Source organism: Streptomyces sp. CNT372 (assembly GCF_000377145.1).
Window position 1 is genome coordinate 137,101 of the sequence record NZ_KB897787.1, and the last position, 25,961, is coordinate 163,061.

Annotated in this window: 25 protein-coding genes and 1 pseudogene; 22 read left to right on the plus strand and 4 right to left on the minus strand. The window is 76.0% G+C overall.

The window, feature by feature from the left end; translation table 11 throughout:
- The first annotated feature begins 32 nt into the window (after window positions 1-32).
- The 21 genes and pseudogenes from C593_RS0123155 to C593_RS33920 all read left to right on the plus strand — a co-directional run.
- Window positions 33-1,817 carry a nickel-dependent hydrogenase large subunit gene (locus tag C593_RS0123155; RefSeq protein WP_018849710.1) on the plus strand — a complete coding sequence of 595 codons (1,785 nt, stop codon included), beginning with the start codon at window positions 33-35 and terminating at the stop codon, window positions 1,815-1,817.
- Window positions 1,814-2,386 carry a hypothetical protein gene (locus C593_RS0123160; RefSeq protein ID WP_018849711.1) on the plus strand — a complete coding sequence of 191 codons (573 nt, stop codon included), beginning with the start codon at window positions 1,814-1,816 and terminating at the stop codon, window positions 2,384-2,386. Before C593_RS0123155 ends, C593_RS0123160 begins: the two co-directional genes overlap by 4 nt.
- Window positions 2,387-2,406: 20 nt before the next feature.
- The gene (locus C593_RS0123165) at window positions 2,407-3,048 is read left to right on the plus strand and encodes a DUF5947 family protein (RefSeq protein WP_026277997.1); all 642 of its coding nucleotides are present in this window, start codon (window positions 2,407-2,409) and stop codon (window positions 3,046-3,048) included.
- A complete protein-coding gene (locus C593_RS0123170) occupies window positions 3,045-3,779 on the plus strand; it encodes a DUF6084 family protein (protein WP_018849713.1) in 735 nt (244 codons plus the stop codon). Before C593_RS0123165 ends, C593_RS0123170 begins: the two co-directional genes overlap by 4 nt.
- Window positions 3,776-5,224 carry a hypothetical protein gene (locus C593_RS0123175; protein ID WP_018849714.1) on the plus strand — a complete coding sequence of 483 codons (1,449 nt, stop codon included), beginning with the start codon at window positions 3,776-3,778 and terminating at the stop codon, window positions 5,222-5,224. Before C593_RS0123170 ends, C593_RS0123175 begins: the two co-directional genes overlap by 4 nt.
- Window positions 5,221-5,772, plus strand: coding sequence for a hydrogenase maturation protease (locus C593_RS0123180; protein WP_018849715.1), 552 nt, complete (start codon window positions 5,221-5,223; stop codon window positions 5,770-5,772). The genes C593_RS0123175 and C593_RS0123180 overlap by 4 nt, the downstream gene beginning before the upstream one ends.
- 11 nt (window positions 5,773-5,783) lie before the next feature.
- Entirely contained in the window at window positions 5,784-5,891 is a 108-nt protein-coding gene (locus tag C593_RS33915; RefSeq protein WP_018849716.1) for a DUF6893 family small protein, read from the plus strand.
- 152 nt (window positions 5,892-6,043) lie between these two features.
- Window positions 6,044-6,457, plus strand: coding sequence for a hydrogenase maturation nickel metallochaperone HypA (gene hypA, locus C593_RS0123190; protein ID WP_018849717.1), 414 nt, complete (start codon window positions 6,044-6,046; stop codon window positions 6,455-6,457).
- A gap of 3 nt (window positions 6,458-6,460) precedes the next feature.
- Complete coding sequence (gene hypB, locus C593_RS0123195; protein WP_018849718.1) at window positions 6,461-7,243, plus strand: hydrogenase nickel incorporation protein HypB; 783 nt, start codon at window positions 6,461-6,463, stop codon at window positions 7,241-7,243.
- Window positions 7,240-9,627, plus strand: a complete 2,388-nt coding sequence (gene hypF / locus C593_RS0123200) for a carbamoyltransferase HypF (protein ID WP_018849719.1) — start codon at window positions 7,240-7,242, stop codon at window positions 9,625-9,627. Before hypB ends, hypF begins: the two co-directional genes overlap by 4 nt.
- A 94-nt stretch (window positions 9,628-9,721) precedes the next feature.
- Window positions 9,722-10,069, plus strand: a complete 348-nt coding sequence (locus tag C593_RS0123205; RefSeq protein ID WP_018849720.1) for a HypC/HybG/HupF family hydrogenase formation chaperone — start codon at window positions 9,722-9,724, stop codon at window positions 10,067-10,069.
- Entirely contained in the window at window positions 10,066-11,196 is a 1,131-nt protein-coding gene (gene hypD / locus C593_RS0123210) for a hydrogenase formation protein HypD (RefSeq protein WP_018849721.1), read from the plus strand. The genes C593_RS0123205 and hypD overlap by 4 nt, the downstream gene beginning before the upstream one ends.
- 25 nt (window positions 11,197-11,221) lie before the next feature.
- Window positions 11,222-12,262, plus strand: coding sequence for a hydrogenase expression/formation protein HypE (gene hypE, locus C593_RS0123215; protein ID WP_020610377.1), 1,041 nt, complete (start codon window positions 11,222-11,224; stop codon window positions 12,260-12,262).
- Between the two features lie 76 nt (window positions 12,263-12,338).
- Window positions 12,339-13,316, plus strand: a complete 978-nt coding sequence (locus tag C593_RS0123220) for a MerR family transcriptional regulator (RefSeq protein ID WP_018849723.1) — start codon at window positions 12,339-12,341, stop codon at window positions 13,314-13,316.
- A gap of 169 nt (window positions 13,317-13,485) precedes the next feature.
- Window positions 13,486-14,067 carry a fasciclin domain-containing protein gene (locus C593_RS0123225; RefSeq protein WP_018849724.1) on the plus strand — a complete coding sequence of 194 codons (582 nt, stop codon included), beginning with the start codon at window positions 13,486-13,488 and terminating at the stop codon, window positions 14,065-14,067.
- A 179-nt stretch (window positions 14,068-14,246) separates the two neighbouring features.
- The gene (locus C593_RS0123230) at window positions 14,247-14,819 is read left to right on the plus strand and encodes a DUF4383 domain-containing protein (protein ID WP_018849725.1); all 573 of its coding nucleotides are present in this window, start codon (window positions 14,247-14,249) and stop codon (window positions 14,817-14,819) included.
- Window positions 14,820-15,118: 299 nt separating this feature from the next.
- Window positions 15,119-16,495, plus strand: coding sequence for a polyprenyl synthetase family protein (locus tag C593_RS30310; protein WP_078521812.1), 1,377 nt, complete (start codon window positions 15,119-15,121; stop codon window positions 16,493-16,495).
- Complete coding sequence (crtI, locus tag C593_RS30315) at window positions 16,492-18,021, plus strand: phytoene desaturase family protein (RefSeq protein WP_037746787.1); 1,530 nt, start codon at window positions 16,492-16,494, stop codon at window positions 18,019-18,021. Before C593_RS30310 ends, crtI begins: the two co-directional genes overlap by 4 nt.
- Window positions 18,018-19,022 carry a phytoene/squalene synthase family protein gene (locus C593_RS0123245; protein ID WP_018849728.1) on the plus strand — a complete coding sequence of 335 codons (1,005 nt, stop codon included), beginning with the start codon at window positions 18,018-18,020 and terminating at the stop codon, window positions 19,020-19,022. Before crtI ends, C593_RS0123245 begins: the two co-directional genes overlap by 4 nt.
- The gene (locus tag C593_RS0123250) at window positions 19,019-20,059 is read left to right on the plus strand and encodes a DUF5914 domain-containing protein (protein WP_018849729.1); all 1,041 of its coding nucleotides are present in this window, start codon (window positions 19,019-19,021) and stop codon (window positions 20,057-20,059) included. The genes C593_RS0123245 and C593_RS0123250 overlap by 4 nt, the downstream gene beginning before the upstream one ends.
- A 90-nt stretch (window positions 20,060-20,149) precedes the next feature.
- Window positions 20,150-20,338, plus strand: a pseudogene (locus tag C593_RS33920) (DUF5914 domain-containing protein); the annotation flags it as partial.
- A gap of 338 nt (window positions 20,339-20,676) precedes the next feature.
- Here C593_RS33920 and C593_RS0123255 read toward each other — a convergent pair.
- The 4 genes from C593_RS0123255 to C593_RS0123270 all read right to left on the minus strand — a co-directional run bounded on the left by C593_RS0123255 (window position 20,677) and on the right by C593_RS0123270 (window position 25,334).
- A complete protein-coding gene (locus tag C593_RS0123255; RefSeq protein ID WP_018849730.1) occupies window positions 20,677-22,236 on the minus strand; it encodes an FAD-dependent oxidoreductase in 1,560 nt (519 codons plus the stop codon).
- The gene (locus C593_RS0123260; protein ID WP_018849731.1) at window positions 22,233-22,952 is read right to left on the minus strand and encodes a class I SAM-dependent methyltransferase; all 720 of its coding nucleotides are present in this window, start codon (window positions 22,950-22,952) and stop codon (window positions 22,233-22,235) included. The genes C593_RS0123255 and C593_RS0123260 overlap by 4 nt, the downstream gene beginning before the upstream one ends.
- A 132-nt stretch (window positions 22,953-23,084) precedes the next feature.
- Entirely contained in the window at window positions 23,085-24,344 is a 1,260-nt protein-coding gene (locus tag C593_RS0123265) for a lycopene cyclase family protein (RefSeq protein WP_018849732.1), read from the minus strand.
- A gap of 300 nt (window positions 24,345-24,644) precedes the next feature.
- The gene (locus C593_RS0123270; protein ID WP_018849733.1) at window positions 24,645-25,334 is read right to left on the minus strand and encodes a sigma-70 family RNA polymerase sigma factor; all 690 of its coding nucleotides are present in this window, start codon (window positions 25,332-25,334) and stop codon (window positions 24,645-24,647) included.
- Between the two features lie 194 nt (window positions 25,335-25,528).
- Here C593_RS0123270 and C593_RS0123275 point away from each other — a divergent pair, with 194 nt between their 5' ends.
- On the plus strand, window positions 25,529-25,711 hold the full coding sequence (locus C593_RS0123275) for a DUF6480 family protein (protein WP_018849734.1): 183 nt from the start codon (window positions 25,529-25,531) through the stop codon (window positions 25,709-25,711).
- Window positions 25,712-25,961: the final 250 nt, after the last annotated feature.

The window sequence follows — 25,961 nt, forward strand, 5'->3', positions numbered from 1 at the left end:
CCCGTCACACACGACGAAGGGCACAGCGCACCATGGGACCGACGACCAAGGCTGCCGGCGACAAGAGCGGCCTCGTGGAGATGTCCTGGGATCCGATCACCCGGATCGTGGGAAGTCTCGGCATCCACACGAAGATCGACTTCAAGCAGAAGCGGGTCGCCGAGTGCTACAGCACGTCGTCGGTCTTCCGCGGCTACAGCGTGTTCATGCGCGGCAAGGACCCGCGCGACGCCCACTTCATCACCAGCCGCATCTGCGGCATCTGCGGCGACAACCACGCCACCTGCTCGGTGTACGCGCAGAACATGGCGTACGGCGTGAAGCCCCCGCACCTGGGCGAGTGGGTCATCAACCTCGGTGAGTCCGCCGAGTACATGTTCGACCACAACATCTTCCAGGAGAACCTGGTGGGGGTCGACTACTGCGAGCGGATGGTCCGCGAGACCAACCCCGGCGTCCTCGAACTCGCCGAGCGCACCGAGGCCCCGCACGCCGCCGAGCACGGCTACCGCACCATCGCCGACATCATGCGCTCCCTCAACCCCCTGGAGGGCGAGTTCTACCGGGAGGCCCTCCAGGTCAGCCGCTACACCCGGGAGATGTTCTGCCTGATGGAGGGCCGCCATGTGCACCCCTCCACGCTCTACCCGGGCGGCGTCGGCACGGTCGCCTCCGTGCAGCTCTTCACCGACTACATGAGCCGGCTGATGCGGTACGTCGAGTTCATGAAGCGCGTCGTCCCCCTCCACGACGACCTGTTCGACTTCTTCTACGAGGCCCTGCCCGGCTACGAGGAGGTCGGCCGCCGGCGGGTGCTCCTCGGCTGCTGGGGCGCCCTCAACGACCCCGAGTACTGCGACTTCACCTACGCCAACATGACCGACTGGGGCCGGCGGATGTTCGTCACCCCGGGCGTCGTCGTGGACGGCAAGCTGGTCACCAACGACCTCACCGAGATCAACCTCGGCATCCGCATCCTGCTCGGCTCCTCCTACTACGAGGACTGGGCGGGCCAGGAGCAGTTCGTCACCCACGACCCGCTCGGCAACCCCGTCGACCCGCGCCACCCGTGGAACCAGCACACCATCCCGGCCCCGCAGAAGCGTGACTTCCAGGACAAGTACAGCTGGGTGATGTCCCCGCGCTGGTTCGACGGCAAGGACTACCTGCCCCTCGACACCGGCGGCGGCCCCATCGCCCGCCTCTGGTCCACCGCCCTGTCCGGCCTCGTCGACGTCGGCTACGTCAAGGCCACCGGCCACAGCGTCGTCATCAACCTGCCCCGGACCATGACCAAGCCGGAGACCACCTTCGAGTGGAAGATCCCGCGGTGGTCCAACGCCCTCGAACGCAACCGCGCCCGGACCTACTTCCAGGCGTACGCGGCCGCCATCGCGCTGCACTGCGCCGAGAAGGGCCTGGAGGAGGTCCGCGCCGGACGCACCCAGACCTGGGAGAAGTTCGAGGTCCCGGACGAGTCCATCGGCTGCGGCTTCACCGAGGCCGTCCGCGGCGTCCTCTCCCACCACATGGTCATCCGCGACGGGAAGATCGCCAACTACCACCCGTACCCGCCGACCCCGTGGAACGCCAGCACCCGCGACACCTACGGCACCCCCGGCCCGTACGAGGACGCCGTGCAGAACACGCCCATCTTCGAGGAGAACACCCCGGAGAACTTCAAGGGCATCGACATCATGCGGGCCGTGCGCAGCTTCGACCCCTGCCTGCCGTGCGGTGTGCACATGTACGTCGGCGGCGGGAAGACGGTCAAGACCATGCACGTCCCCACCGGCCTGAGCGGGCTGGGCGGATGAGCGCCGCCACCGGCACCCGGCCGGCCCCCGCACCCACCGCCGAGGAGGCCGGCCGCCGCGTCGAGGAGATCCTCCAGCACCTCGCCGACTCCGGGGACGAGCGCGCCCGGGAGGCCGCCGAAGAACTGGTCCGCGTCCTGATGGACTTCTACGGCGCCGGCCTCGCCCGCGCCGTCGACCTCCTCGGCCGGGCCGTCCCGCGCAGCGGCACGGACCCGCTGGAGCCCCTGCTCGGCGACGAACTGGTCGCGAGCCTCCTCGTCCTGCACGGCCTCCACCCCGAGGACACCGAGGCCCGCATCGCCCGCGCCCTGGCCACCGTCGCCGGCGGCGGCCTGGAGCACGCCGGCTACGACGAGCGCACCGGTGTGCTGCGGCTGCGCCCGGCCGCCGCGTCGGGCTGCGGCTGCGGCTCCACGGCCGACGCCGCCCGTCAGGCAGCGATCGAGGCGCTCTGCTGCTTCGCCCCCGAGGTGACCGACGTCGACCTCCTCCCCGAGGCGCCCCGCGAACCCGCCCTGCTCCAGATCGGGACCCGCCCCGGCGGGGCCCCGGGCCCGGCACGGTGAGCGCGCCCCACACCGCCGCGGTGTCCGGCGCGGCTGCCCTGCAGCCGCGCGGGCTCCGGCGGTTCACCACCCCCCGCCCGCCCCGCGCCGAGGTCTGCGAACTGTGCGGGGTCCCCGTCGCCCCGGAGCACCGCCACCTCGTCGACACCGAGCGGCGCGCCCTCGCCTGCGCCTGCCCGGCCTGCGCCCAGGTGATGGCCCGGCCCGGCGCCACCGGCGGCGGCCGGTTCCGGGCCGTGCCCGACCGCGTCCTGACCGACCCGGACCACCGCTTCGACGACGGCCTGTGGAACCTCCTCGCCATCCCCGTCAGCGTCGCCTTCTTCTTCCACAACACGGCGCTCGACCGGCTGGTGGCCCTCTACCCCAGCCCCGCCGGTGCCACCGAACGCGAACTGGAGCCCCGGGAACGGCAGACCGTCCTGGACGCCACCGCCCTCGCCGGTGAACTCGCCCCCGACACCGAGGCCCTCCTGGTGCGCCGCACCGGCGAGGAGACCGAGTGCCACCTCGTGCCCGTGGACCGCTGCTACGCCCTCGTGGGCCGGATGCGGCTGCTGTGGCACGGCTTCGACGGCGGGGCCGAGGCCCGCGCCGACCTCGACGCCTTCTTCGACGACGTACGCCGCAAGGCCCGTACCACCGGGGCGGACCCCTCATGACCGAACTGACCTTCCACTGCGCCGGCGTCCGCGCCGACCGCTACGCCGCCGGGCCCACGCTCGTCTTCCGGCTGCGCGTCACCACCCCCGACCCCACCCCCGTCCACGCGCTGGCGCTGCGCTGCCAGATCCGGATCGAGCCCGCCCGGCGCTCCTACGCGCCCGGCGAGACCGAGCCCCTCACCGACCTGTTCGGGGAACGCTCGCGCTGGGGCAGCACCCTGCACCCCGTCCAGTTCGCCCAGGTCCCGCTGATGGTGCCCGGGTTCACCGGGGAGACCGAGACCGACCTCGTCGTCCCCTGCACCTACGACATGGACATCGCCGCCACCCGCTACCTGGACGCCCTGGAGGACGGCGAGGTGCCGCTGCTGATGCTGTTCTCCGGCACGGCGTTCACCGGCGACGCCGGCTTCCGGGTGGAACCGGTGCCCTGGGACCGCGAGGCGGAGTTCCGGCTTCCCGTGGCCACCTGGCGGGAGATGATCGCCCAGCACTTCCCCGGCTGCGGCTGGATCCGGCTGCCCTCCGACGTCATGGACGCCCTGCGCGCCCACCGCTCCCGCCGTGCCCTGCCCTCCTGGGAGGCGACCGTGCGCGAACTCCTCGCCATCTCGGCCGGGTCCGGGCCGGGCGCCGGTACGCGCGGCGGGCCGGCCGAGGCGCTGCGGGCGGCGGCCTCCGGGGCCGGAGCAGGAGCCGGACGCCCGGAGAGGACCACGGCCCGATGACCACCGCCACCTTCCCCGCGTCCACCGAGGCCCGGCTCGCCTTCGCCCGCCAGGTCGCCGACGCCGTCCTCTTCGAGGGCTACGTCCTCTACCCCTACCGGGCCTCCGCCGCCAAGAACCGCCTCCGCTGGCAGTTCGGCGTCCTCGTGCCGCCCGCCTGGGCCGCCGCGGGCGACGAGCACGACTTCCAGCACACCGACATCCTGATGGAACCCCGCACCGGCGCCGAACTCGCCGTCCAGGTGCGCTTTCTGCACGCCCAGCGCCGAACGGTGGAACGCGCCCGCCCGGACGGCACCTTCGAGCCCGTCGCCGAACTCCACCTGGACGACCGGGTGCTCACCGCCTGGGACGAGGGCGTCGAGGAGCACACCGACCTCACCGTCCCCACCGCGGACCTCACCCCCGACGGCACCGAGGTCCCCTTCACCCGGCCCGTGCACGAGGAGACCGAGACCGTCCGGGACGCCGACGGGACCGTGGTCGGCCGGCTCGTCCGCCGGCGGGAGGCGATCAGCGGACGGCTGCGCCTGAGCGCCGAGGAACTCCCGGGCCCCTACCGGGCGTTCAGGCTCACCGCCCTTGTCGAGAACACCAGCGCGTGGCAGCCGGAACCCGGCGCCGCCCGGGACGCCGCGCTGCCGCACTCCCTGATCGCCGCCCACGTGCTCCTCCAGCTCAGCGGCGGAGCCTTCCTCTCCCTGACCGATCCGCCGCAGTGGGCGGCGGGGGCCGTCGCCGACTGCCGCAACCTGCACACCTGGCCGGTCCTCGCCGGCGAACCGGGCCGCTCCGACCTGGTCCTCTCCTCGCCGATCATCCTGGACGACCACCCGGCCATCGCCCCCGAGAGCCTCGGCGCCCTCTACGACGCCACCGAGATCGACGAGATCCTCGCCCTGCGCACCGCCGCCCTCACCGACCAGGAGAAGCGCGAGGCCCGGGGCACCGACGCCCGCGCCGCGGCCGTCATCGACCTCGCCGACTCCATGCCGCCGGAGGTCCTGGACCGGCTGCACGGCGCCATCCGCTCCCTGGACGCGGTCACCACGGGGGCTCCGGGCCCCGGCCCCGACCCGTTCACCGCCGCCGCGGACCGGGACCCCTTCGACGACCACGGCACCGCCCGGCCCGACACTCCGTGGTGGGACCCGGGCGGGGACACCGGCGTGGACCCGGAGCGGGACGAGGTCCTCGTCGACGGCCGCCCCGTGCGGGCGGGAGCCCGGGTGGTCCTGCGGCCCGGCAAACGCCGCACCGACGCCCAGGACCTGTTCCTGCACGGGCGCACCGCCCAGGTGGAGGCCGTCCTCCACGACGTCGACGGGGGAGTGCACCTCGCCGTCACGGTGGACGGCGACCCGGGCGCCGACATCCGCCGCGAGCAGGGGCGCTACCTCTACTTCCAGCCCGACGAGGTCACCCACCCGCAGGAGACGACGTGAGCACCCCCGCCCCCGGGGCCCCCACCCCCGGTGCCCCCGCGCCCAGGACCCTCGTCGCCGGGATCGGGAACATCTTCCTCGGCGACGACGGCTTCGGCGTCGAGACCGTGCGGCAGCTCGCCGCCGGGCCGCTGCCGGCCCACGTCGAGGCCGTCGACACCGGCGTCCGCGGCGTGCACCTCGCCTATCAGGTCCTCGACGGGTACGACACGGTCGTCCTGGTGGACGCCACCGCACGTGGCGGCGCACCGGGCACGCTCTATCTGATCGAGGACGCCGCCGTGGACGCGGCGGCCGGGGAGGCCGTCGTCGACGGCCACCGCATGTCGCCCGACGCGGTCCTCGCCCTGCTCGGCGCCCTGTGCGCCGGAACCGGCGGCACCCCGCCGCGCCGGGTCCTCGTCGTCGGCTGCGAACCCGCCTGCCTGGAAGAGGGGATCGGCCTCTCGGACCCCGTCCGGGACGCCGTGCCACAGGCCGTACGGACCCTGCGCGACCTCGTCGCCGCCCCCGCCCCGCAGCCCGCGGCCGGCCCGGCCGCCCCCTGAAGGAGGACACCGTGAACCGAAGTGCCAGCGCGGGGACGGCCGTCGCCGTCGTCGTCGCCGCCCTGATCGCCGTCAACCTGCCCGACATCCGGCGCTATCTGCGCATCAGGAGCATGTGACCGCGGGCCACCCGCCCGCTGCTCCGATCGGGTCCAACCGCCGTCCGGTGCCGGTGCGCCGGACGGCACGGAGGGGGCCGCGCCCCTTGAATGGGGCGCGCCCGCCGGGCGCCGGCCGGCGGCCGGATCCGCCACCGACAGGACTGAGCACGATGCACGAGATGTCCCTTGCGCTCGCGGTCGTCGACCAGGTGGAGGAGGCCGCGCGCGAGCACGGGGCCGGGTCCGTCGTCTCCGTCCGGCTGAGCGTCGGCGAACTCGCCGGCGTCGTCCCCGAGGCGCTCGCCTTCTGCTTCGAACTCGCCTGCGCCGGAACCCTGCTGGAGGGCGCGGAGCTGACCGCCGCGACGGTCCCGGCCCGGGCGCACTGCGCCCCCTGCGACCGGGAGTGGGCCGTCGGGATGCCCCCGGACCTGTGCTGCCCCGGGTGCCGGGCACCGGCTCAGGAGCTGCTGTCCGGCCGGGACCTGCGGATCGCCGAGGTCCACTGGGGCGACCCGGCCGTCCCGCCCGGTGCCCCGGGTTCCGCCGCCGGCCCCCGTCACCCCGTCCATGAGGAGAGCTGACCCATGTGCCGTGCGCTCGACCTGCGGACCTCGGTGCTCGCGAAGAACGACGCGACCGCGCGGACCCTGCGCGCGGGCCTCGCCGTCCGCGGCACCACGGTCGTCAACCTGCTGTCCAGCCCGGGGAGCGGGAAGACCGCCCTGCTGGAGACGGAACTGCGCACGGCCCGCGAACGGGGCGTGCCCGTCGCCGCCCTGACCGCCGATCTGGCCACCGAGAACGACGCCGAGCGGCTCGCCCGCTCCGGGGTGCCGGTCAAGCAGATCTTCACCGACGGGCTGTGCCACCTGGAGGCCGGGATGCTCGGCGGCCATCTGGTCGGCTGGCTGCCGGAGGACACCCGGCTGCTGTTCGTCGAGAACGTCGGCAACCTGGTCTGCCCGGCCTCCTACGACCTCGGCGAGTCGCTGCGGGTCGTCCTCGCCTCGGTCACGGAGGGGGAGGACAAGCCGCTGAAGTACCCCACCGCGTTCGGGCTGGCGAACCTGGTGCTGGTGACCAAGACCGACATCGCGGAGGCGGTCGACTTCGACGAGGACGCCTTCCGGGCGCATGTGCGGCGGGTCAACCCGGGCGTGGAGATCGTCCTCACCTCGGCCCGCACCGGGCTCGGCGCGGGCGTCCTCCTGGACCGCGCGCTCGCCGTCGCGGCGGGGGAGCCGGTCCATGTGCCGGTGATGGCCCGGCAGCACGACGGCCATGACCACGGTCACGACCACCCGCACCCGCACCCGCATCCGCACGTCCACACCGACGCTCCCGCGCACTCCCAGCTGCACGCGTGACCGCCCACTCCGCCCCCGCCGCCGCCTCCGTTCCCGGTGCCGCCGAGCGCCGCCGGGTCGTCGTACGCGGCGTCGTCCAGGGCGTCGGCTTCCGGCCGTTCGTGCACGGGCTCGCGACCGGGCTGGGACTGGCCGGGCATGTCACCAACACCGGGGACGGCGTCCTCGCCGAGGTCGAGGGCGCCCCGGACGCCGTGGCCCGCTTCTGCGAACGCCTCGCCGCCGACGCGCCCCCGCTCGCCGTGGTGGAGTCGGTGCGGCACGAGCCCCTCGCGGCCACCGGCGCCGCGGGGTTCGCGATCGTCGCCTCCCGCGCCGGCGGCCCCGTCCGCACCCTCGTGCCCCCGGACACCGCCACCTGCGCGGACTGCCTCGCCGAGCTGGCCGACCCCGCCGACCGGCGGTACCGGCACCCGTTCATCACCTGCACGCACTGCGGCCCCCGGTTCACCATCGTCACCGGCCTCCCGTACGACCGCGAGCACACCACCATGGCCCGGTTCCCGATGTGCGCCGACTGCGCCCGGGAGTACACCGACCCCGCCGACCGCCGCTTCCACGCACAGCCGGTCTCCTGCCACACCTGCGGGCCCCGGCTGCGCCTGGTCACACGATCCGGCGGGCAGGCGCCCGCCAAGGACCCGGTCGCAGCCGCCCGGAGGCTGCTCGCCGCCGGGGCCGTCCTCGCGGTGAAGGGCCTCGGGGGCTACCACCTGGCCTGCGACGCGACCGACCCCGCCGCCGTCGGGACCCTGCGCCGCCGCAAGAACCGCGGCGACAAGCCCTTCGCCCTGATGGCCCGCGACCTCGGCGACCTCGCGGGCCTGGTCCGCGCCGACGAGGCGGAACGGGCCGCGCTCACCGGCCCCGACCGGCCGATCGTCCTGCTGCGCCGCCTGCCCGTGCCCGCCGGCACCGGGCCGCGCCCGGCGGACGGCGTCGCCCCCGGCAGCCCCGACCTCGGCGTGATGCTGCCCTACACCCCGGTGCACCACCTCCTCCTCGGCCTGCCCGGCGACGCGCCCGGCCCCCGGCTGCTGGTCATGACCAGCGGCAACCTGGCCGGGGAGCCGATCGTCACCGGCGACGAGGAGGCCCTCGCCCGCCTCGACGGCCTGGCCGACGCCTGGCTGCTGCACGACCGGCCGATCCACGTCCCGTGCGACGACTCCGTGGTCCGGGTCCTCGACGGCGAACCGCTGGTCCTGCGGCGTTCCCGGGGCCACGCGCCCCTGCCGCTCACCCTGCCCGTGCGCGTCCCGCCCACCCTCGCCGTCGGCGGCGACCTGAAGAACGCCTTCTGCCTCGGCTCCGGGGACAAGGCGTGGCTCTCGGCCCATATCGGCGACATGGACGACCTCGCGACCCAGCGCGCCTTCGAACGGGCCGAGGAGCAGCTGGAGTCGGTCACCGGTACCCGGCCCGAACACCTCGCGGCCGACCTCCACCCCGGCTACCGCTCCACCCGCTGGGCCGCCCGCCGCGCCGCCGGCCGGCCCGTCACCGGCGTCCAGCACCACCACGCGCACATCGCCTCCGCCATGGCGGAACACGGGCTCGGCCCGGCCGCCCGGGTCATCGGGGTCGCCTTCGACGGCACCGGTCACGGACCCGACGGAGCCGTGTGGGGCGGTGAGTTCCTTCTCGCCGGCTACCGCGGCTTCACCCGCTTCGCCCACCTCGCCTACACCCCGCTCCCCGGCGGCGACGCCGCCGTACGGCTGCCGTACCGGATGGCCCTGTCCCATCTGCGCACCGCCGGGCTCGCCCGGGAAGCCTGGCTGCCGTGCACGCGGGCCTGCCCGCCCGATGAACTCGCCGTGCTGGAGCGGCAGCTGGCGCGTGGCGTGCACTGCGTCCCCACCTCCAGCATGGGCCGCCTCTTCGACGCCGTCTCCTCCCTCGCCGGGGTGTGCCACCGCTCCGGGTACGAGGCCCAGGCGGCGGTCGAACTGGAGGCGGCGGCCGTGCGCGAACTGCGTGACGGCCGTACCCCGCAGCCGGACGGCTACGCCTTCCGGCTCGCACCGGAGGGAGCGGCGGCCGGGGCCGCATACGCCGCCGACCCCGCTCCGCTGCTCGCCGCCGTGGTGCGCGACCTGCGCGCGGGGACCGGGCCGGGGCCGGTCGCCGCGCGCTTCCACGCTGCCGTCGCCGGCCTGGTGCACCGGGTGTGCGCGGCGGCCCGGACGGAACACGGCCTCACCGACGTCGCCCTGAGCGGCGGTGTCTTCGCCAACAGCCTGCTGTCGTCCGCCTGCGCCGCACGCCTCGCGGACGACGGCTTCACGGTGCTCCGGCACCGCCGCATCCCCCCGAACGACGGCGGGCTGGCACTCGGCCAGCTCGTCGTGGCCGCCTGCCGGGGCCCCGCCGCCGGCTGACGGCCACCGCGCCGGACGCGGCACCCCCGCACGGCCGGGAACGGGGCTTCACGCAGGACGGGACACGACACAGCGCGAGAGCGAGGAGACGCACATGTGCCTGGCGGTACCCGGCAGAGTGCTGGGCATCGAGGAACGGGACGGCACCAGGATGGCCACCGTCGACTTCGGCGGAGTGGTCAAGGAGGTGTGCCTGGAGTACCTGCCGGACCTCCGGGTCGGCGAGTACGCCATCGTCCACGTGGGCTTCGCCCTCCAGCGTCTGGACGAGGAGTCCGCACGCCAGACCCTCGCCCTCTTCGAGAACCTCGGACTGCTCCAGGAGGAGTTCGGCGACCCGTGGGAGGCGGCCGAGGCCGAGGCGGCCCTGCGGGACGGCGACGGCGACGGCGACCAGGCCGCGGGCACGCCCGCAGGCGGCGAGAGGAGGGCGGACCGGTGAAGTACATCGACGAGTTCCAGGACCCCGCACTCGCCCGGCGGCTGCTCGACGACATCGCGGCCACCGTCACCCGCCCCTGGGCCCTGATGGAGGTCTGCGGCGGGCAGACCCACACGATCATCCGGCACGGGATCGACCAACTCCTGCCCGACGGCGTCGAGTTGATCCACGGACCCGGCTGCCCGGTCTGCGTCACACCGCTGGAGGTCATCGACAAGGCGCTGGAGATCGCCTCCCGCCCCGATGTGATCTTCTGCTCCTTCGGCGACATGCTCCGCGTCCCCGGCACCGGCCGCGACCTCTTCCAGGTGCGCGGCGCGGGCGGTGACGTACGCGTCGTCTACTCGCCCCTGGACGCCCTGCGGATCGCCCGCCAGAACCCGGAGCGGGAGGTCGTGTTCTTCGGCATCGGCTTCGAGACCACCGCGCCGCCGAACGCCATGACGGTGTACCAGGCGAAGAAGCTCGGCATCCGCAACTTCAGCCTGCTGGTCTCGCACGTCCGGGTCCCCCCGGCCATCGAGGCGATCATGCAGTCCCCGTCCTGCCGGGTGCAGGCCTTCCTCGCCGCCGGGCATGTGTGCAGCGTCATGGGCACCGACGAGTACCCGGAGCTCGCCGACCGGTTCCGCGTCCCCATCGTGGTCACCGGCTTCGAACCGCTGGACATCCTGGAGGGCGTCCGCCGGACCGTCCGCCAGCTGGAGCGCGGCGAGCACACCGTGGAGAACGCCTACCCGCGTGCCGTGCGCGCCGAGGGCAACCCGGCCGCCCGCACGATGCTGGCGGACGTCTTCGAGGTGACCGACCGCGCCTGGCGCGGTATCGGCACCATCCCGGCGAGCGGCTGGCGGCTCTCCGAACGCTACCGGGAGTACGACGCCGAGCACCGCTTCTCCGTCACCGGCATCGACACCCGGGAGCCCGCCGCCTGCCGCAGCGGCGAGGTCCTCCAGGGGCATCTCAAGCCGAACGAGTGCGAGGCCTTCGGCACCGCCTGCACCCCGCGCACCCCGCTCGGCGCCACCATGGTCTCCAGCGAGGGCGCCTGCGCGGCCTACTACCTCTACCGGCGGCTCGACCTCACGCCGCGCACCGCACCCCGCCAGGAGGCCCCCGTTGTCTGAGACCACGACCGCAGGCGCCCCGGACATGCTCGCCTGGACCTGCCCGGCCCCGCTGCGGGACCAGCCCCGCGTGGTCATGGGGCACGGCGGCGGTGGCGCGATGTCCGCCGAACTGGTGGAGCACGTCTTCGCGCCCGCGTTCGGCGGGCCGCACCTCGCCGGGCTCGGGGACAGCACCACGGTCGAACTCGGCGGCGCGCGCCTGGCGTTCTCCACCGACTCCTTCGTGGTCCGGCCGCTGTTCTTCCCCGGCGGCAGCATCGGCGACCTGGCCGTCAACGGCACGGTCAACGACCTGGCGATGAGCGGCGCGCGACCCGCGTTCCTGTCCTGCGGCTTCATCCTGGAGGAGGGCGTCGAGATGTCCGTCGTCGCCCGGGTCGCCGAGTCGCTGGGCGCGGCGGCCCGGGCGGCGGGCGTCGAGGTGGTCACCGGGGACACCAAGGTGGTCGAGTCGGGGCACGGCGACGGCGTCTACATCAACACCTCGGGCATCGGCCTGGTCCCGGACGGGGTCGACCTGCGGCCGCAGCGCGTGGTGCCCGGCGACGTGGTCATCGTCAGCGGGCCGGTCGGTGCGCACGGCGTCGCCATCCTCAGCGTCCGGGAGGGGCTGGAGTTCGGCGTGGGCATCGAGAGCGACTGCGCGGCCCTCGGCGGGCTGGTGGAGGCGATGCTGGCCGTCACCCCGGACCTGCACGTCCTGCGCGACCCCACCCGGGGCGGGCTGGCGGCGGCCCTGAACGAGATCGCGGCCGCCTCCGGGACCGGGGTCGTCATCGAGGAGCGGGCCGTCCCCGTCCCCGAAGCAGTGGCCAACGCCTGCGGTTTCCTGGGGCTGGACCCGCTGCAGGTGGCCAACGAGGGCAAGCTCGTCGCCTTCGTGCCGCGCGAGCACGCCGACGCGGTGCTGGCGGCGATGCGGGCCCATCCGCTGGGCGCGGAGGCGGCCGTCATCGGCGAGACCGTCACCGGCCACCCGGGCATGGTGGTGGCCCGCACCGGCCTCGGCGGTACGCGCGTGGTCGATCTGCCGCTGGGCGAGCAGCTGCCGCGCATCTGCTGACGCGTGCGGCCCGGGGCCCGTGCACCGGGCCTGCGTGCGCGGAACTTGCGTCGATCATGCGTCGTACGCTGGAGGCATGGCCTCCGACACGGACACGGACGACGCGCTGCCGCTCAGCACGGGCGCCGTGGCGCGGCGTCTCGGTGTCGCCGCGACCACCCTGCGGTCCTGGGAGCGGCGCTACGGCATCGGGCCCGCCGACCGCCAGGACGGCCGGCACCGGCGCTGGACACCCGGCGACATCGCCCTCGTCGAGGAGATGTGCAGGCTGACCGGCCAGGGCGTACCGCCCGCCGAGGCCGCGCGCGCCGCCCAGCGCGCCGCGCCCGGCCCCGGCTCCCCGGACGGCCGCGTCGCCGGCGTCCCGGGGGCCCGCCCACGCGGCGGGCCGGGCGGGCGGACCGCGCTGCCCCTCGGGGACGTCCGCCAGGAGTGCCGGGGCCTCGCCCGGGCGGCCGTGCGCCTCGACGCGCCCGCCATGGAGGAACTGCTGGAGGCCGTCATCGCCGAGCACGGCGTGGTCACCGCCTGGGAGGAGGTCCTCGCTCCCACCCTCCACGCCGTCGGCCGCAAGTGGGCCACCGCGGGGGAGCGGTACGTGGAGGTCGAGCACCTGCTGTCCTGGCACGTCTCCAGCGCCATTCGCCGGGCCCACACCGTGCGCGGCGCCGAGCCCCTGGCGCCCGCGCTGCTCGCCTGCGTCCCGGGGGAGGAGCACAGCCTGCCCATGGAGGCCCTCGCCGCCGCCCTCGGTGAACGCGGCCTGCCCGCCCGGATGTTCGGCGCCGCGCTGCCGGCGGAGGCGCTGTTCGAGGCCGTGCGCAGGTCGGGCCCGTCAGCGGTGGTGCTCTGGGCGCAGTCCCGTGCCACCGCGGACCGGGCCCTCGTCCAGTGGATCGCCGGTATGGAGTGGGGGGTGCGCGGCGCCCGGGAGAGGCCCGCCCTGCTGCTCGCCGGGCCCGGCTGGGCCGGTATGGGCGCGGTCCCCGGGACCGGGCGGCTCCAGGGGCTGCGCTCGGCGCTGGACGTGATCGAGGAACTGATGCGCTCCTGAGCCGCGCCCGGCGCGCACGGTGGGATGCCGCGCGGCCACTTTCCGTCTTATTCGGTATGAATCGTCAGGAAATGTCCGTCGAGGGGATCCGTGGGGCGGGCAGCCGCCGAACACTCATCGACGGGCCACTTCCGCGGGCCCGCCACCTCCATCCCGGAAGGGCGGATCCATGAACATCAACCACCCCCGCCGCGCCGCCGTGGCCGCGGGTATCGGCGCGCTGATCCTGCCGGTCACCCTGGCGGTCGCCGCACCCGCACAGGCCGACGTACGCGCCGAGCCGGTCGGACCCGCCTGCGCGTCGCTGCCCCAGGAGGGCGAGGGCAGCGCCGAGGGCATGGCCGACGACCCGGTCGCCACCGCCGCGTCCAACAACCCCGAGCTGTCGACCCTGGTCGCAGCGATCCAGGAGGCGGACCTGGCCGACACCTTGAACAACGCCGAGAACATCACGGTGTTCGCGCCGACCAACGACGCCTTCGAGAAGATCCCGCAGGCCGACCTGGACGCCCTGCTGGCCGACAAGGAGCAGCTCACCCAGGTGCTGACCTACCACGTCGTGGGCGAGAAGGTCGCCCCGGACCAGCTCGCCGACGGCACCTTCGAGACCCTGGAGGGCGCCGACCTGACCACCGACGAGACGGACGGCACGTACGTCGTGAACGACTCCGCGAAGGTCGTCTGCGGCGATGTGATGACCGAGAACGCCACCGTGCATCTCATCGACAACGTGCTGATGCCGCCGGCGTAGTAGCCGTCACGTCCTGACCCGGCCCAACGGGCCGCGAGCCGCCTCCTGCGGCGCCGTACGGCGTACGGGACCCGCTCCCGTACGCCGTACGGCCGTGCCCGGGCGCGCAATGCGGGCGTATCGACCGTTCGCGGACCGGCCCGTGCATCCGGGACAGCCTCCCGCGGCGAACCGGAAGCATGAAACTGCGCGACGAACTCCCCCTGGACCACCACCTCGCGACCGTCTACCGGTACGGGGCCGCGTTCTGCGGCGTCGTCCTGCTGGTCTTCGGCTGCCTCGGCTTCGCGGACGCCCTCAGCCCGTTCAGCACCTCCGGCGACACCATCGCCGGGATGACCACGAACGTGGCCCTGAGCGTCATCTCCACCATCGTCGGCCTCGCCCTGATCGCGGGCGCCGTGGTGGGCGGGAACTTCGCCTCCACGCTCAACATGACCGTGGGCGGCCTGTTCCTGCTGAGCGGCTTCTACCACGTCTTCGCCCTCGACCGGTCCGCCAACTTCCTGGACTTCGGCATGACCAACGTGATCTTCAGCTTTGTGATGGGGCTGGTGATCGCGACCTTCGGCATGTACGGGCGGGTGTCGAGCAAGCTCTCGCACGACAACCCCTACTGGCAGCGCCGCCACCCGAGGGAGGCCGCCGAGGAACGGGCCCGTGCGGCCGCCCGGGCCCCCCTCGCCGGCCCCGCCCCCGCCCTGCCGGGCGGCGCGCAGGACGGCCGGGCGCTGCGGCGCGGCGACGCCTGACGGGTCTGGGCGGGCGGGTCCGGTGCGCCCTCCCCGGGTGGGCGCTTCCCGGCGCGGCGGGGCGCGGGCCCCGCGGTGTTCCCGGGCGCCGCGGGCCGGTGCCCGCCCTCCCCGGGCAGGCACCGGAACGGCCGTACCCGCCGCGGGGTCACGGTGTGTCACCCCGGCCGGGCGTCCCGGATGTGGTCGAGTGGGCGGCGGCCCGCTGCCCGCGCACCCGCCCGGGTTCCGCCGGGCGCATCCGAACGGGGCGCCGCCTCGGAAGAGACGGGCAAACCGTCGAACCGCGGAGGTCCTCGATGCAGCGCAGCTGCCCGGCCGAGCCCGTACCGGCCCGTCGTACCGCCGTCCGCCCAGCGGCGTCCTGTCCCGCCGTGGACCGGGACGTCCCCGGGGCCGTCGGCGCCGTACTGGGCGAGCTGCTGGAAGAGCGGACCGCCGAAGCCGCCGCGCTGGACGCCGTGTTCGCGAGGGACCTCGCCGACAGCACGGCCCGCTTCACCCTCGACGGCGGCCGCCGCACCCGCTCCCAGCTCCTGTGGTGGGCCCTGCGGGCCTGCGGCGGCGGCGAGGAGGAACGGCACGCGGGACTGCGCGTGGCGGCCGCCCTGGAACTGATCCAGACCTGCGCCCTGGTGCAGGACGACGTGATGGACGGTTCACCCCGCCGCCGGGGCCGGCCCGCCTTCCACGTACGGCTGGACCAGCGCTACGGCGACCGGCCGGCGACGCGGCCGGGGCCGGGCGCGCCCGGCGGCGTACCGTCGTTCGGCGCCTGCGGTGCCGTCCTCGCCGGTGACCTGGCGCTCGCCTGGGCCGACGACATCGTGGCCGACACCGCCTTCGCGCCGGGCGTCCGGCCCCGGGTGCTGGCCGACTGGCGGGCGATGCGCACCGAGATGGTCGCCGGGCAGTACCTGGACCTCCAGTCCCAGGTCTCGCACGCCCGCTCCCCGGGCCGCGCCCTGCGCACCGCCTGCCTCAAGTCCGCGCTCTACACGGTCGGCAGGCCCCTCGCCCTCGGCGCGGCCGTCGCGGGCGCGGACCCGGCGACGGCGGACGCACTGCGCTCGGCGGGCCGCAGCGCGGGGATCGCCTTCCAGCTCCGGGACGACCTCGACGGACTCTTCGGCGACCCGGCCGACACGGGGAAACCGGCCGGGGAGGACGTGCGGGCCGGCAAGCACACCTATCTCGCCGCGCTCGCGCGGTCGGCCGCCGCGGCACGGGGCGACACCCGCGCCCTCGCCGTCCTCGACCGTCCGCCGGCCGACGCCCCGTCCCCGGCGCACGCCCCGCGCGGCCCCCACCCGGAGGGTCCGGCGCGCGGCTCGGGCGAGGGGCACGGCGGCCCGGACCCGGCCTACGGCAGGGGCGGGGCGCACGGCCCGGACACGCCGTACGACCCCGGCCGGGCAGACGAGGAACTGGACGAGGTGCGGCGGGCGCTGGTGCGCACCGGCGCCCGGGACCTGGTCGAGGCCCGGATCACCCGTCTCCTCGCCGTCGCCGAGCGCCGGCTCGCCACCGCCGGACTGGACCCGGACGCGGCCGGCCGGCTCGCCGCACTCCTGCACGCCGCGAGCGCCCCCCGCGCGAGCGGCGCACCGGCGGCCCTGCTCCCACCGGACGGCCCGCCGGCCCTGGTGGCGGCCGGGGACGGGGCGGTGCGATGAGGACGCTCCAGGGACCCACCGACCATGTGGTCGTCGTCGGCGCCGGACTCGCCGGACTCGCCACGGCCCTGCACCTGCTCGGCGCGGGGCGCCGTGTCACCGTCGTCGAGCGCGACCCCGGGCCCGGCGGCCGCGCCGGACGGCTGGACCGGGGCGGCTACCGCTTCGACACCGGACCGACCGTCCTGACCATGCCCGACCTGGTCGACGAGGCCTTCGCCGCCGTGGACGCCAAGACGGCCGAGCACCTGGAACTCCTGCCCCTCCACCCCGCCTACCGCGCCCGGTTCGCCGACGGCACCAGCCTCGACGTGCACACCGGGGCCGCCGCCATGGAGGCCGAGATCGAGCGCTTCGCCGGCGCCCGTGAAGCCGTGGGCTACCGGCGGATGCGCGCCTGGCTGGAGAAGCTGTACCGGGTCCAGATGCGCAGCTTCATCGACGCCAACTTCGACTCGCCGCTCCACCTCCTCGGCCCCGACCTCGCCCGGCTCGCCGCGCTCGGCGGCTTCGGCCGGCTGGACGCGCGCGTCGGCCGCTTCCTGCACGACGAGCGCCTGCGCCGCGTCTTCACCTTCCAGTCCCTCTACGCGGGCGTGGCTCCGGCCCGGGCGCTCGCCGCCTACGCCGTCATCGCCTACATGGACACCGTCGCCGGGGTGTACTTCCCCGCCGGCGGGATGCACGCCCTGCCCCGCGGCATGGCCGCCGCGGCCGGCCAGGCGGGCGCCGAACTACGGTACGGCGAGCGGGTGGTGGAGCTGGAGCGCCGCGGTGCGCGGATCACCGCCGTCGTCACCGACCGGGACCGCATCGCCTGCGACGCGGTCGTCCTCACCCCCGACCTGCCCGTCACCTACTCCCTGCTGGGCCGTCGGCCCCGGCGCCCGCTCGCCCTGCGGCACTCCCCGTCCGCCGTGATCCTGCACCTCGGCACGGACCGCACCTGGCCCCAACTCGCCCACCACACCATCTCCTTCGGCGGCGCCTGGAAGGAGACCTTCCGCGAACTCACCCGCACCGGGCGGCTGATGAGCGACCCCTCCCTGCTGATCACCCGGCCCACCGCGAGCGACCCCGGCCTCGCACCGGACGGCCGCCACGTCCACTACGTCCTCGCCCCCTGCCCCAACACCGACACCGGGCCCGGCGCCGACCGCTGGGAGGAGATCGCGCCCCACTACCGGCTGCGCCTCCTGGAGGAACTGGAACGGCGCGGCCTCACCGGGCTCAGCGGCTCGATCGAGGAGGAGGCGATGGTCACCCCCGCCGACTGGACCGCCCAGGGGCACGCCGCCGGCACCCCCTTCGCCACCGCGCACACCCTCGCGCAGACCGGGCCGTTCCGGCCGCGCAACCTGGTGCGCGGGACCGAGAACGCCGTACTCGCCGGCTGCGGCACCACCCCCGGCGTCGGCGTGCCCACGGTCCTCGTCTCCGGGAAGCTCGCCGCCGCCCGGATCACCGGAACCCCGCGCCGACCGCCGGCCCGCACCCGACGCCCCCCTAAGGACCCCGCCCGATGACGCGACGCGAACTGGACGCCGCAGGTATCCACGACCCCCGGCTGCGGGCCGCCTACGCCCGCTGCCGCGCCCTCAACTCACGCCACGGAAAGACGTACTTCCTCGCCACCCGCCTCCTGCCCGTGGAACGCCGGCCCGCCGTCCACGCCCTCTACGGCTTCGCCCGCCACGCCGACGACATCGTGGACGACCTCGGCAGCGACGCGACCCCCGCCGAGCGCGCCGCCCTCCTGACCGGCCTGGGCGCCCACCTCGCGGACGGCCTCCGGACCGGCCGCAGCCCCGAACCCGTGGTGCACGCCCTCGCCGACACCGCCGCCCGCTACGCCATCGACCACCGGCACTTCGACGACTTCCTCGGCTCCATGCGTGCCGACCTGGCGGTCACCGACTACCCCACCATGGCCGACCTGGAGCGCTATATGCACGGCTCCGCCGCGGTCATCGGCCTCCAGATGCTGCCCGTCCTCGGCACCGTGGTGCCGCGCGCCGAGGCCGCCCCGCACGCCGCCGCCCTCGGTGTGGCGTTCCAGCTGACCAACTTCCTGCGTGACGTGGGCGAGGACCTGGACCGGGGCCGGGTCTACCTCCCCGCCGACCTGCTCGCCGCACACGGCGCCGACCGCGAGCTGCTGCTGTGGAGCCGCCGCACCGGGCGGCGCGACCCGCGCATCACCGAGGCGCTGCGCGCCGCCGCCGACGTCACGCGGGGCGTCTACCGCCGGGCCGCCCCCGGGCTGGCGATGCTCGACCCGCTCGCCCGGCCGTGCATCCGGACCGCGTTCGTCCTCTACGGCGGCATCCTGCGCGCCGTCGCCGAGGACGGGTACGCCTCCGTCCACCGGCGCTCCGTCGTCCCCCTGCGCCGCCGGGCGGCGGCGGCCGGGGACGGGCTGTGCCGCATCGCCGCCGCCCGCCTGCGCGCGACGGCCCGGGCCCGGCAGGCCCCCGCCGCGCCCGCCCGCCCCGTGCCCCCGCTGCCCGAGGAGGGCTGCGCATGACCGCCCGACCCGCCCCCGGCTCCGGCCGGCCGCCGCGCCGCCGCTACCCGCTCACCCTGCGACGCCGCCCGGTCCCGTGGGCGGACCAGGAACCGACCTGGCGCGCGGCCCGCCCCGCGGTGATCGACGCGGCCCTCAAGCGCGCCCTCGCCCGGCCCTCCGGCAACTGGTTCGTCCTCGGCGACGCACGGGCCGTCACCCGCGAACGCAGCCTCGCCGGGACCGTCGCGGGCACCGAGGTCGTCGCCTGGCGCGACGCTGACGGACGGGTGGTCGCCGGACCCGGCGCCTGCCCGCACCTCGGCGCCCCGCTGGCCGACTCGCCCGTGCGGTGCGGGACGCTGATCTGCCACTGGCACGGACTCGCCCTGGACGGAGGGCCGTTCGCGGGCTGGGAGCCCTACCCCGCGTACGACGACGGCGCCCTGGTCTGGGTCCGGCTGGACGCGGTCGGCGGCGAGGAGCCGCTGCCCGCCCCGGTCGTCCCGGCCCGGCCCGACGCGCGGGCGGCGGTGACCGCCGTCTACACCGGCCGGGGCGTCTGCGAACCGGAGGACGTCGTCGCCAACCGCCTGGACCCCTGGCACGGTGCCTGGTTCCACCCCTACTCCTTCGTCGACCTCGCCGTGGTGGGCAGCCCCGGGCCGGCGGCCGAGGACGACGACGGGGACGGGGACGCGTTCGCGGTGCGGGTGTCGTTCAGGCTCGCGGGGCGGGTCGTCGTCCCGGTCACGGCCGTGTTCACGGCGCCCGGGCCCCGTACCGTCGTCATGCACATCACGGAGGGGGAGGGGCGCGGCTCGGTCGTCGAGACCCACGCGACCCCGCTCGGGCCCGACGACCGGGGCCGGCCCCGGACCGCGGTGGTCGAGGCGGTCGTCGCCGCCTCGGACCGCCCGGGCTTCGCTGCCGCCCGTGCCGTCTCGCCCCTCCTGCGCCCTCTGATGCGCGCGGGCGCGGCTCGCCTCTGGCGTGACGACCTCGCGTACGCGGAACGCCGCTGGCTCCTCCGCAGCACGGGCCGCTTCCCGGGCTGACGGGCCAGCGGGCCGCGTTGCCCCGGCCGGGCGGGCGCCCGGCCCGCCGCGCGCCCCCCGTTCGACCCGGCAGCCTTGCCCGCCCCGCGGCCGGACGACCGGGGCCGGCCCCGGACCGCGGTGGTCGAGGCGGTCGTCGCCGCCTCGGACCGCCCGGGCTTCGCCGCCGCCCGTGCCGACTCGCCCCTCCTGCGCCTCCTGATGCGCGCGGGCGCGGCTCGCCTCTGGCGTGACGACCTCGCGTACGCGGAACGCCGCTGGCTCCTCCGCAGCACGGGCCTCGGCGCACCCCGGCCCGCCGCGCGCCCCCCGTTCCGTGACCCGGCAGCCCTGCCCGTCCCGCGGCTCCGGACGCCTGCCGGGGAGCCCGGACGGGAGCCCGGGATTCATCCGTCTCCGGGTCACGGCTGCCCGCATCGGCGCGGGGGCGGCGCTCGATGCCCCTCCGTCGGTGGCCCGCGCCGGTCCGTCCCGCGGCTCCGGACGCCTGCCGGGGAGCCCGGACGGGAGCCCGGGGGTTCGTCCCGTTCCGGGGTACCGCTGCCCGCGCCGGCCCGGGAGGCGGGCCGGGGCGCACCCCGGCCCGCCCCGCGCCCGGTGGCGCTGCCGTGCGGTCGTCACCCCCTGCCGAAGCGGGAAGCCGCCGCCCGGAGGGCGGCCACGCGGCCGCCGTTCGGGACGGTCCAGAGCGTGTGGCCCAGTACGCCCCACCCGGCCAGCAGCGCGTTCGCCGCGAGGAAGCCGGTGGTGGCCGCGCGTTCCATCAGGGCGACCGGGAGGTCCGTGCGCACCGAATCGCCCGCCAGGACCACCCGGGCGTCGGGGGTACGTACGCCCGGGCGGTCCGCGTGGCCGCCGACCGCGAACAGCGGGCAGTCGGCGTGCCATTCGTGCCGCGCGTCCACCACCCGGGCCGCCCCCGTCTCCGGGTACACCCGGTGCAGCTGCGCCAGCGCCTCGTCCCGCACCCGCAGGCGGTCCGCGCCCTCCGGTACGGCGTACGCGTGCAGCTCCACCACCGAGCCGCCGGTGCGCGCCGCCCAGGCGCGCGCCTCGTCCTCCCAGCGGTCCAGGACGCTGACGTTGTCCAGCGGCCCGTACCCGCTGGTGCCCAGGAACCCCGGGCGGTCGGCGCGCACCGGGCGGTCCAGCCAGAGACGGGAGACCAGGAACGCCGGAGCCGTGCGCAGAGCCGCCACCCGCGCCCGCCAGTCCTCGTCGCAGAGCCCGGGGGACGCCCCGGCCACCGCCCGCAGCCCGCCCGTGTCCAAGGCCAGGACCACCGCGTCGTACCGCTCGCCGCGCCCACGGACGGCGACCTCGACGCCGCCCCCGCCCCGCGCCGGGCCGACCGCCTCCACCGGGGTGCCGCAACGCAGCACGGCCCCCAGCTTCTCCAGCCTGCGCGCCAGCGGCTCCCACAGCGCCGCCGGGAACGGCGCGTCCGGCACGTCGAACAGCAGCCCCTCCGCCGAACCCAGGAAGTAGATGTGGAACATCAGCGCCAGCTCCGCCGCCGACAACTCCCGCGGATCGGCGAAGAAGCTGCGTGAGAACACCTCGAACGCCAGGTGTTGCGCGGCCTCGGGGAAGCGGATCCGGGTCAGGAAGTCCGCCGCGCTCACCCCGTCCAGCCGCTCGTACACCTCCGGCACCCGCACGTCCAGCAGCGGCAGCGCGGCCCGTGCGTCCATACCGGCGAGGTCCCGCCAGCCGAACGACGGGCTCTGCGCGACGAATCCGAGGGCGCTCAGCGGGGGCGTGCGCGGCACCCGGGCGAAACTGTCGGACAGGCCGCCGCTGTGCCGCAGCGGATAGTCCGGCAGCGGGGTCAGCATGCCGAGCGCCGGGTCCGTCCGCCGCAGCAGCGACCGCAGGTTGTAGTACTGGCGGAAGAAGGCGTGGAAGCCCCGGCTCATCGTCGCGGTCGAGCCGTCCGCCAGGACGGTGGGCCCGCCCGCGAGCCGGCCGCCGAGGCCCGGCTCGCGTTCGAACAGGGTGACGGCCACGCCCCGTTCGGCCAGGGCCGTCGCCGCGGCGAGTCCGGCGATCCCGCCGCCCACGACGGCGACACGCGGCGCGGGGTCGGCGACCCGGGGACGGCCCGGCCGTGCCGGCAGACAGCGGGCCCGTCGGTCCCGGGCACCGTGGGGGAGAAAGAGCGGCGCCCGGTTCACGGCCGGCCTCCCGGCGCACGGGCGGTGAACGTATGGGTGATCCCCGTGCCCCAGCCGGGAAGCGGCAGCACCCGTACGTCCGCGAACCCCGCCCGCCGCAGCCGGTCGGCGAACTCCCCGGCCGTGTCGAAGGCGAGCACACTGCGCCAGAGATGGCGGTACAGCCCCTCGTTGCCGTGCCGGCGCCCCCACGGCACCACGAACCCCCGGCACACCGCCGTCCACACCGCGCGGTCCACCGGCCGCCCGGCGAGCGCGTACTCGTGCACGGCGAGTCGCGCCCCCGGTGCCATCACCGCGCGGACGGACCGCAGTACGGCGTCCGGATCGGCGACGTTGCGGAAGAGATAGGCCGCGAAGACGGCGTGGTACGGGGCGTCACCGGGCGAGGTGGCGACCGCTTCGGCCGGGGCGTGGACGAACGAGACCTCCGGCGGCCAGGGTTTGGCCCGCGCCCGTTCCAGCATTCCCGCCGACGCGTCCACGCCCGTGACCCGGGCGAAGGGCGCGGCCCGCAGCAGGGCGGCGGTGGACGCGCCCGTCCCGCAGCCGAGGTCGAGGACGCGCAGCCCGCGCCCGCCCTCCGGGAGCCGCAGCCGCCGCGCGGAACGGCGCAGATGGCCGTGGTAGCCGGGGCTGGCCGCGACCATGGTGTCGTAGGTCCGGGACGCGCGGTCGAAGGCGGCGCTGAGTTCGGCGTCGCGCAGCAGGCTCATACGAGGCTCGTCCTCCGGTTCGTCCTGGGCATCTGCTTCCTCTCGCTCACGGGGTTCGTCCTGTCGTCTTCACGGGTCGTCGCGGCGGGCCGCGGTTCGTTCACGGGGTCGTCGCGGCGGGCCGCGGGTCGGTCACGGGGTCGTCGCGGCGGGCCGCGGGTCGCCCGGTGGCGGCGGGGGTCCGGCGGGCAGCACCCTTCGCAGGCGGGGGAGTTCGGCCGCGGTCCGCAGCATCGGGCCGACGGGGGTGCTGAAGCCGATGAGGACGTCCTCCCACCAGCGGGTCCGCCCGTCCAGGAAGCGCAGCAGCCGCTCGGTGCGCACACCGCGGAACAGGCCCGTGAAGAACGCGTCGCCCGCCACCCGGCCGGTGTCCAGCGCCCGCAGCATCACCGCGTCCATGGCGATCGAGCGCGCCGGGTACGGCGGCGGCGGGAGCGGCACGCGCCCCCGGCCCAGGGCCCTCGCCACGGCCCGGGTCTGACGCTGCGTCGCGGCGAAGGTGTAGCCCGTGGACGGTCGGGTCGCACCGCCCGCGGCACCCACCGGGAACACGGCGCGGCCGGTGCGCCGGGGGAGGAGGGCGTCCGTCATGGGGATCACGCCCTGCTCGGTGGCCGTGACCGTGAACCCCGGCGACCCGGGGCCGGGGACGAGCCCCGGCGGCCCGAGGCCGAGGACCTCCTCCGTGTAGCGGTGCAGGGCCGCGTCGTAGGCGGCGGTGGTGAGGGGCGCGCGGCCGAACTCCGTGTACTCCACGAGCGCTTCGCACGGGCCGAGGGGCAGGACGTAGCCGAAGGAGAGGCCGTGGGCCGGCTGCGGGGTGCGGAAGTCCATCAGATCCGCCGCCGCCGGGTCGAAGGCGGGGGCGGCTGTCCGCACGAACCAGCCGCGGAAGTGCTGGAGCAGCGCGGTCCGCGCGGGCCGGGGCCGGGGCGGGGGCCGGGAGTCGAACGCCCAGCGGGCCCGCAGCCGCACCGGCCGGCCGGCCGCGTCCGCGCCCGTCACCTCGGCACCGCCGTCCGGCAGATCGCGCACGGCGCCGACGGCCGCCTCGACGCGGGCGTGGCCCGCGTCCCGCAGCCGCGCGTGCACGGCGTCCCGCAGGCGGTCGGAGCGGAGCATCTTGTACTGGAAGGGGGCGGCGGCGACGGTCGTGCGGCCGCCGTCCGCGCCGGTGATCCGCAGCCTGTCCCAGCGCGCGGTCAGGAGGTCGTCCCACCGGCCGCCGGGCTCCTCCCAGTAGCACCAGGTCCGCTCCGGCGGGGTGAGGGGCCCGGCCGGGGCGTCCACGAGGACGACGGACGGGCCGTCACGGAGGTCGGTCAGGCGCGCGGCGAGGGACAGCCCCGCGGCACCGCCGCCCACCACCGCCACATCGGCGTCCCACACGGACTGCTCCCCTCCCCGGACGGCCACCGGCCCCGGAACGCGCGTCTGCACCGCATGCCGATGCTTCCGCAGGACGGGCCCGGGCGGATGCACGCGGGGCCGTGTGTCGCGCCCCGGCTTGGCCCGGCTCGGCGCGCGCGTGGCCCCGGCTCGGCGCGGCGCGGCTCGGCGTAGGGCCTGCTCGGGGCCCGGCCCTACTCGGCTCGGCGCGTGGCCCGGCTTGTCGCGGCCCGGCTCGGCTTGGCGTGGTTCGGTGCGGCGTGCGGCCCCGGCCCGGCGCGTGGCGGCGACCCGCCGGGGTCAGGCGCGGGCGGCGCCGTGCGGGACGCGGGGCGGGGCGGTGGCGCGGTCCTCCGTCGTACCGCCCTGCTCCAGAGCGCGCCGCAGGACGTGCAGCGCCCGCCGCAGATGGCTCTTGACCGTCCCCAGCGGCAGCCCCGTCCGCGCCGCGATCTGCGTCTGCGTCAGATCCCCGTAGAACGCGAGCCCGACGACCCTGCGCTGGGCGGCGGGGAGACGTTCGAGCGCCTGCATCACCAGCACCCGGTTGACGGCCTCGTCCGCGCTGGCGGCCGTGACGGGCGGCTCCTGCTCCTGCCGGGCGGTGACGGCCGCCAGTTCCGTGCGCCGGGTCCGGGCCGAGAGGGCGTCCGCGATCTTGTGCCGGGTGATGCCGACGAGCCAGCCGGGCAGGCCGCCCCGCCCCGGCCGGTAGCCGTGGCGGCCCTTCCACGCGGCGAGGAACACCTGCTGGGTGACGTCCTCCGCCTCCCGGTCGTCGCCCAGGGTGCGGCGGGCGATCGTGTGGACCATGGGGCTCCACCGGCGGTACACGTCCTCGATGCTGGCCTCGTCGCCGGAGACGAACCCGGCGGCCAGGGCGAGGTCGTGGTCGCGCTCCGCGTCGCGCTCCCGGCCGGCCGGGCGGCCCAGCCGTGAGCCGGGGCGCGTCGTCGAGGGGGCGGCCGGTCCGGTTCGGTGCTGGGCCATGACGGGCTCCTTGCCGCAGGGGCGGGACCGCGGGTCGGTCTCCGCGCGTGCCGTTCCAACGTCTCTCCCGGGCGAGACCCCGCACAACTTGCACCGTTAGTGCGTCGTTTTCTCCCGGGCTCGTACGCGGCGGTGTAGCCCCGCGCGCCCGGTGCCGAGGTGCGCCGGGCGCGCGGGCGGCGAATGCTGGAGCCATGACCGAACCGCTTGTGCCGCCCGAGGAGACCCCGCCCGCGGAGGGCTCGACCGCGGAGGCCCACGAGGAGCGCGCCGACGGCGGCCTGTGGGAGCACCCCAGGCTGCTGCTATCGGTGATCGCGCTGGGCGCGCTCCTCGTCGCGCTGTTCTTCGTCTTCCGCATGGTCGACCTCGTCTGACGCCCGGCCCAGGGCCTGCCGGGACGATCCGCACGCCCTGCCCGGGCTTGCGGGGACGATCGGCATGCCTTGCCCGGGCTTGCCGGGGCGATCCGCACGCCCGGCCGGGGCCTGTGCGGACGATCCGGGCCGGGGCGCATCCTTCCGCCGCCGGGCGGCGGAAGAGGTGGCAGGACCCGTTACGGACGGGCCCCGCCACGAAGGGACCGTCACCTCATGAACTCCCGCATCCCGGCGGTGTCCGCCGGTC

Excerpts from the sequence above, each read along its gene's own strand:
- C593_RS0123155 (WP_018849710.1), top strand. The coding sequence starts at position 33 with ATGGGACCGACGACCAAGGCTGCCGGCGACAAGAGCGGCCTCGTGGAG.
- C593_RS0123160 (WP_018849711.1), top strand. The coding sequence starts at position 1,814 with ATGAGCGCCGCCACCGGCACCCGGCCGGCCCCCGCACCCACCGCCGAG.
- C593_RS0123170 (WP_018849713.1), top strand. The coding sequence starts at position 3,045 with ATGACCGAACTGACCTTCCACTGCGCCGGCGTCCGCGCCGACCGCTAC.
- C593_RS0123175 (WP_018849714.1), top strand. The coding sequence starts at position 3,776 with ATGACCACCGCCACCTTCCCCGCGTCCACCGAGGCCCGGCTCGCCTTC.
- hypA (WP_018849717.1), top strand. The coding sequence starts at position 6,044 with ATGCACGAGATGTCCCTTGCGCTCGCGGTCGTCGACCAGGTGGAGGAG.
- hypB (WP_018849718.1), top strand. The coding sequence starts at position 6,461 with ATGTGCCGTGCGCTCGACCTGCGGACCTCGGTGCTCGCGAAGAACGAC.
- C593_RS0123205 (WP_018849720.1), top strand. The coding sequence starts at position 9,722 with ATGTGCCTGGCGGTACCCGGCAGAGTGCTGGGCATCGAGGAACGGGAC.
- hypE (WP_020610377.1), top strand. The coding sequence starts at position 11,222 with ATGCTCGCCTGGACCTGCCCGGCCCCGCTGCGGGACCAGCCCCGCGTG.
- C593_RS0123220 (WP_018849723.1), top strand. The coding sequence starts at position 12,339 with ATGGCCTCCGACACGGACACGGACGACGCGCTGCCGCTCAGCACGGGC.
- C593_RS0123225 (WP_018849724.1), top strand. The coding sequence starts at position 13,486 with ATGAACATCAACCACCCCCGCCGCGCCGCCGTGGCCGCGGGTATCGGC.
- C593_RS0123230 (WP_018849725.1), top strand. The coding sequence starts at position 14,247 with ATGAAACTGCGCGACGAACTCCCCCTGGACCACCACCTCGCGACCGTC.
- C593_RS30310 (WP_078521812.1), top strand. The coding sequence starts at position 15,119 with ATGCAGCGCAGCTGCCCGGCCGAGCCCGTACCGGCCCGTCGTACCGCC.
- crtI (WP_037746787.1), top strand. The coding sequence starts at position 16,492 with ATGAGGACGCTCCAGGGACCCACCGACCATGTGGTCGTCGTCGGCGCC.
- C593_RS0123245 (WP_018849728.1), top strand. The coding sequence starts at position 18,018 with ATGACGCGACGCGAACTGGACGCCGCAGGTATCCACGACCCCCGGCTG.
- C593_RS0123250 (WP_018849729.1), top strand. The coding sequence starts at position 19,019 with ATGACCGCCCGACCCGCCCCCGGCTCCGGCCGGCCGCCGCGCCGCCGC.
- C593_RS0123260 (WP_018849731.1), bottom strand. The coding sequence starts at position 22,952 with ATGAGCCTGCTGCGCGACGCCGAACTCAGCGCCGCCTTCGACCGCGCG.
- C593_RS0123270 (WP_018849733.1), bottom strand. The coding sequence starts at position 25,334 with ATGGCCCAGCACCGAACCGGACCGGCCGCCCCCTCGACGACGCGCCCC.
- C593_RS0123275 (WP_018849734.1), top strand. The coding sequence starts at position 25,529 with ATGACCGAACCGCTTGTGCCGCCCGAGGAGACCCCGCCCGCGGAGGGC.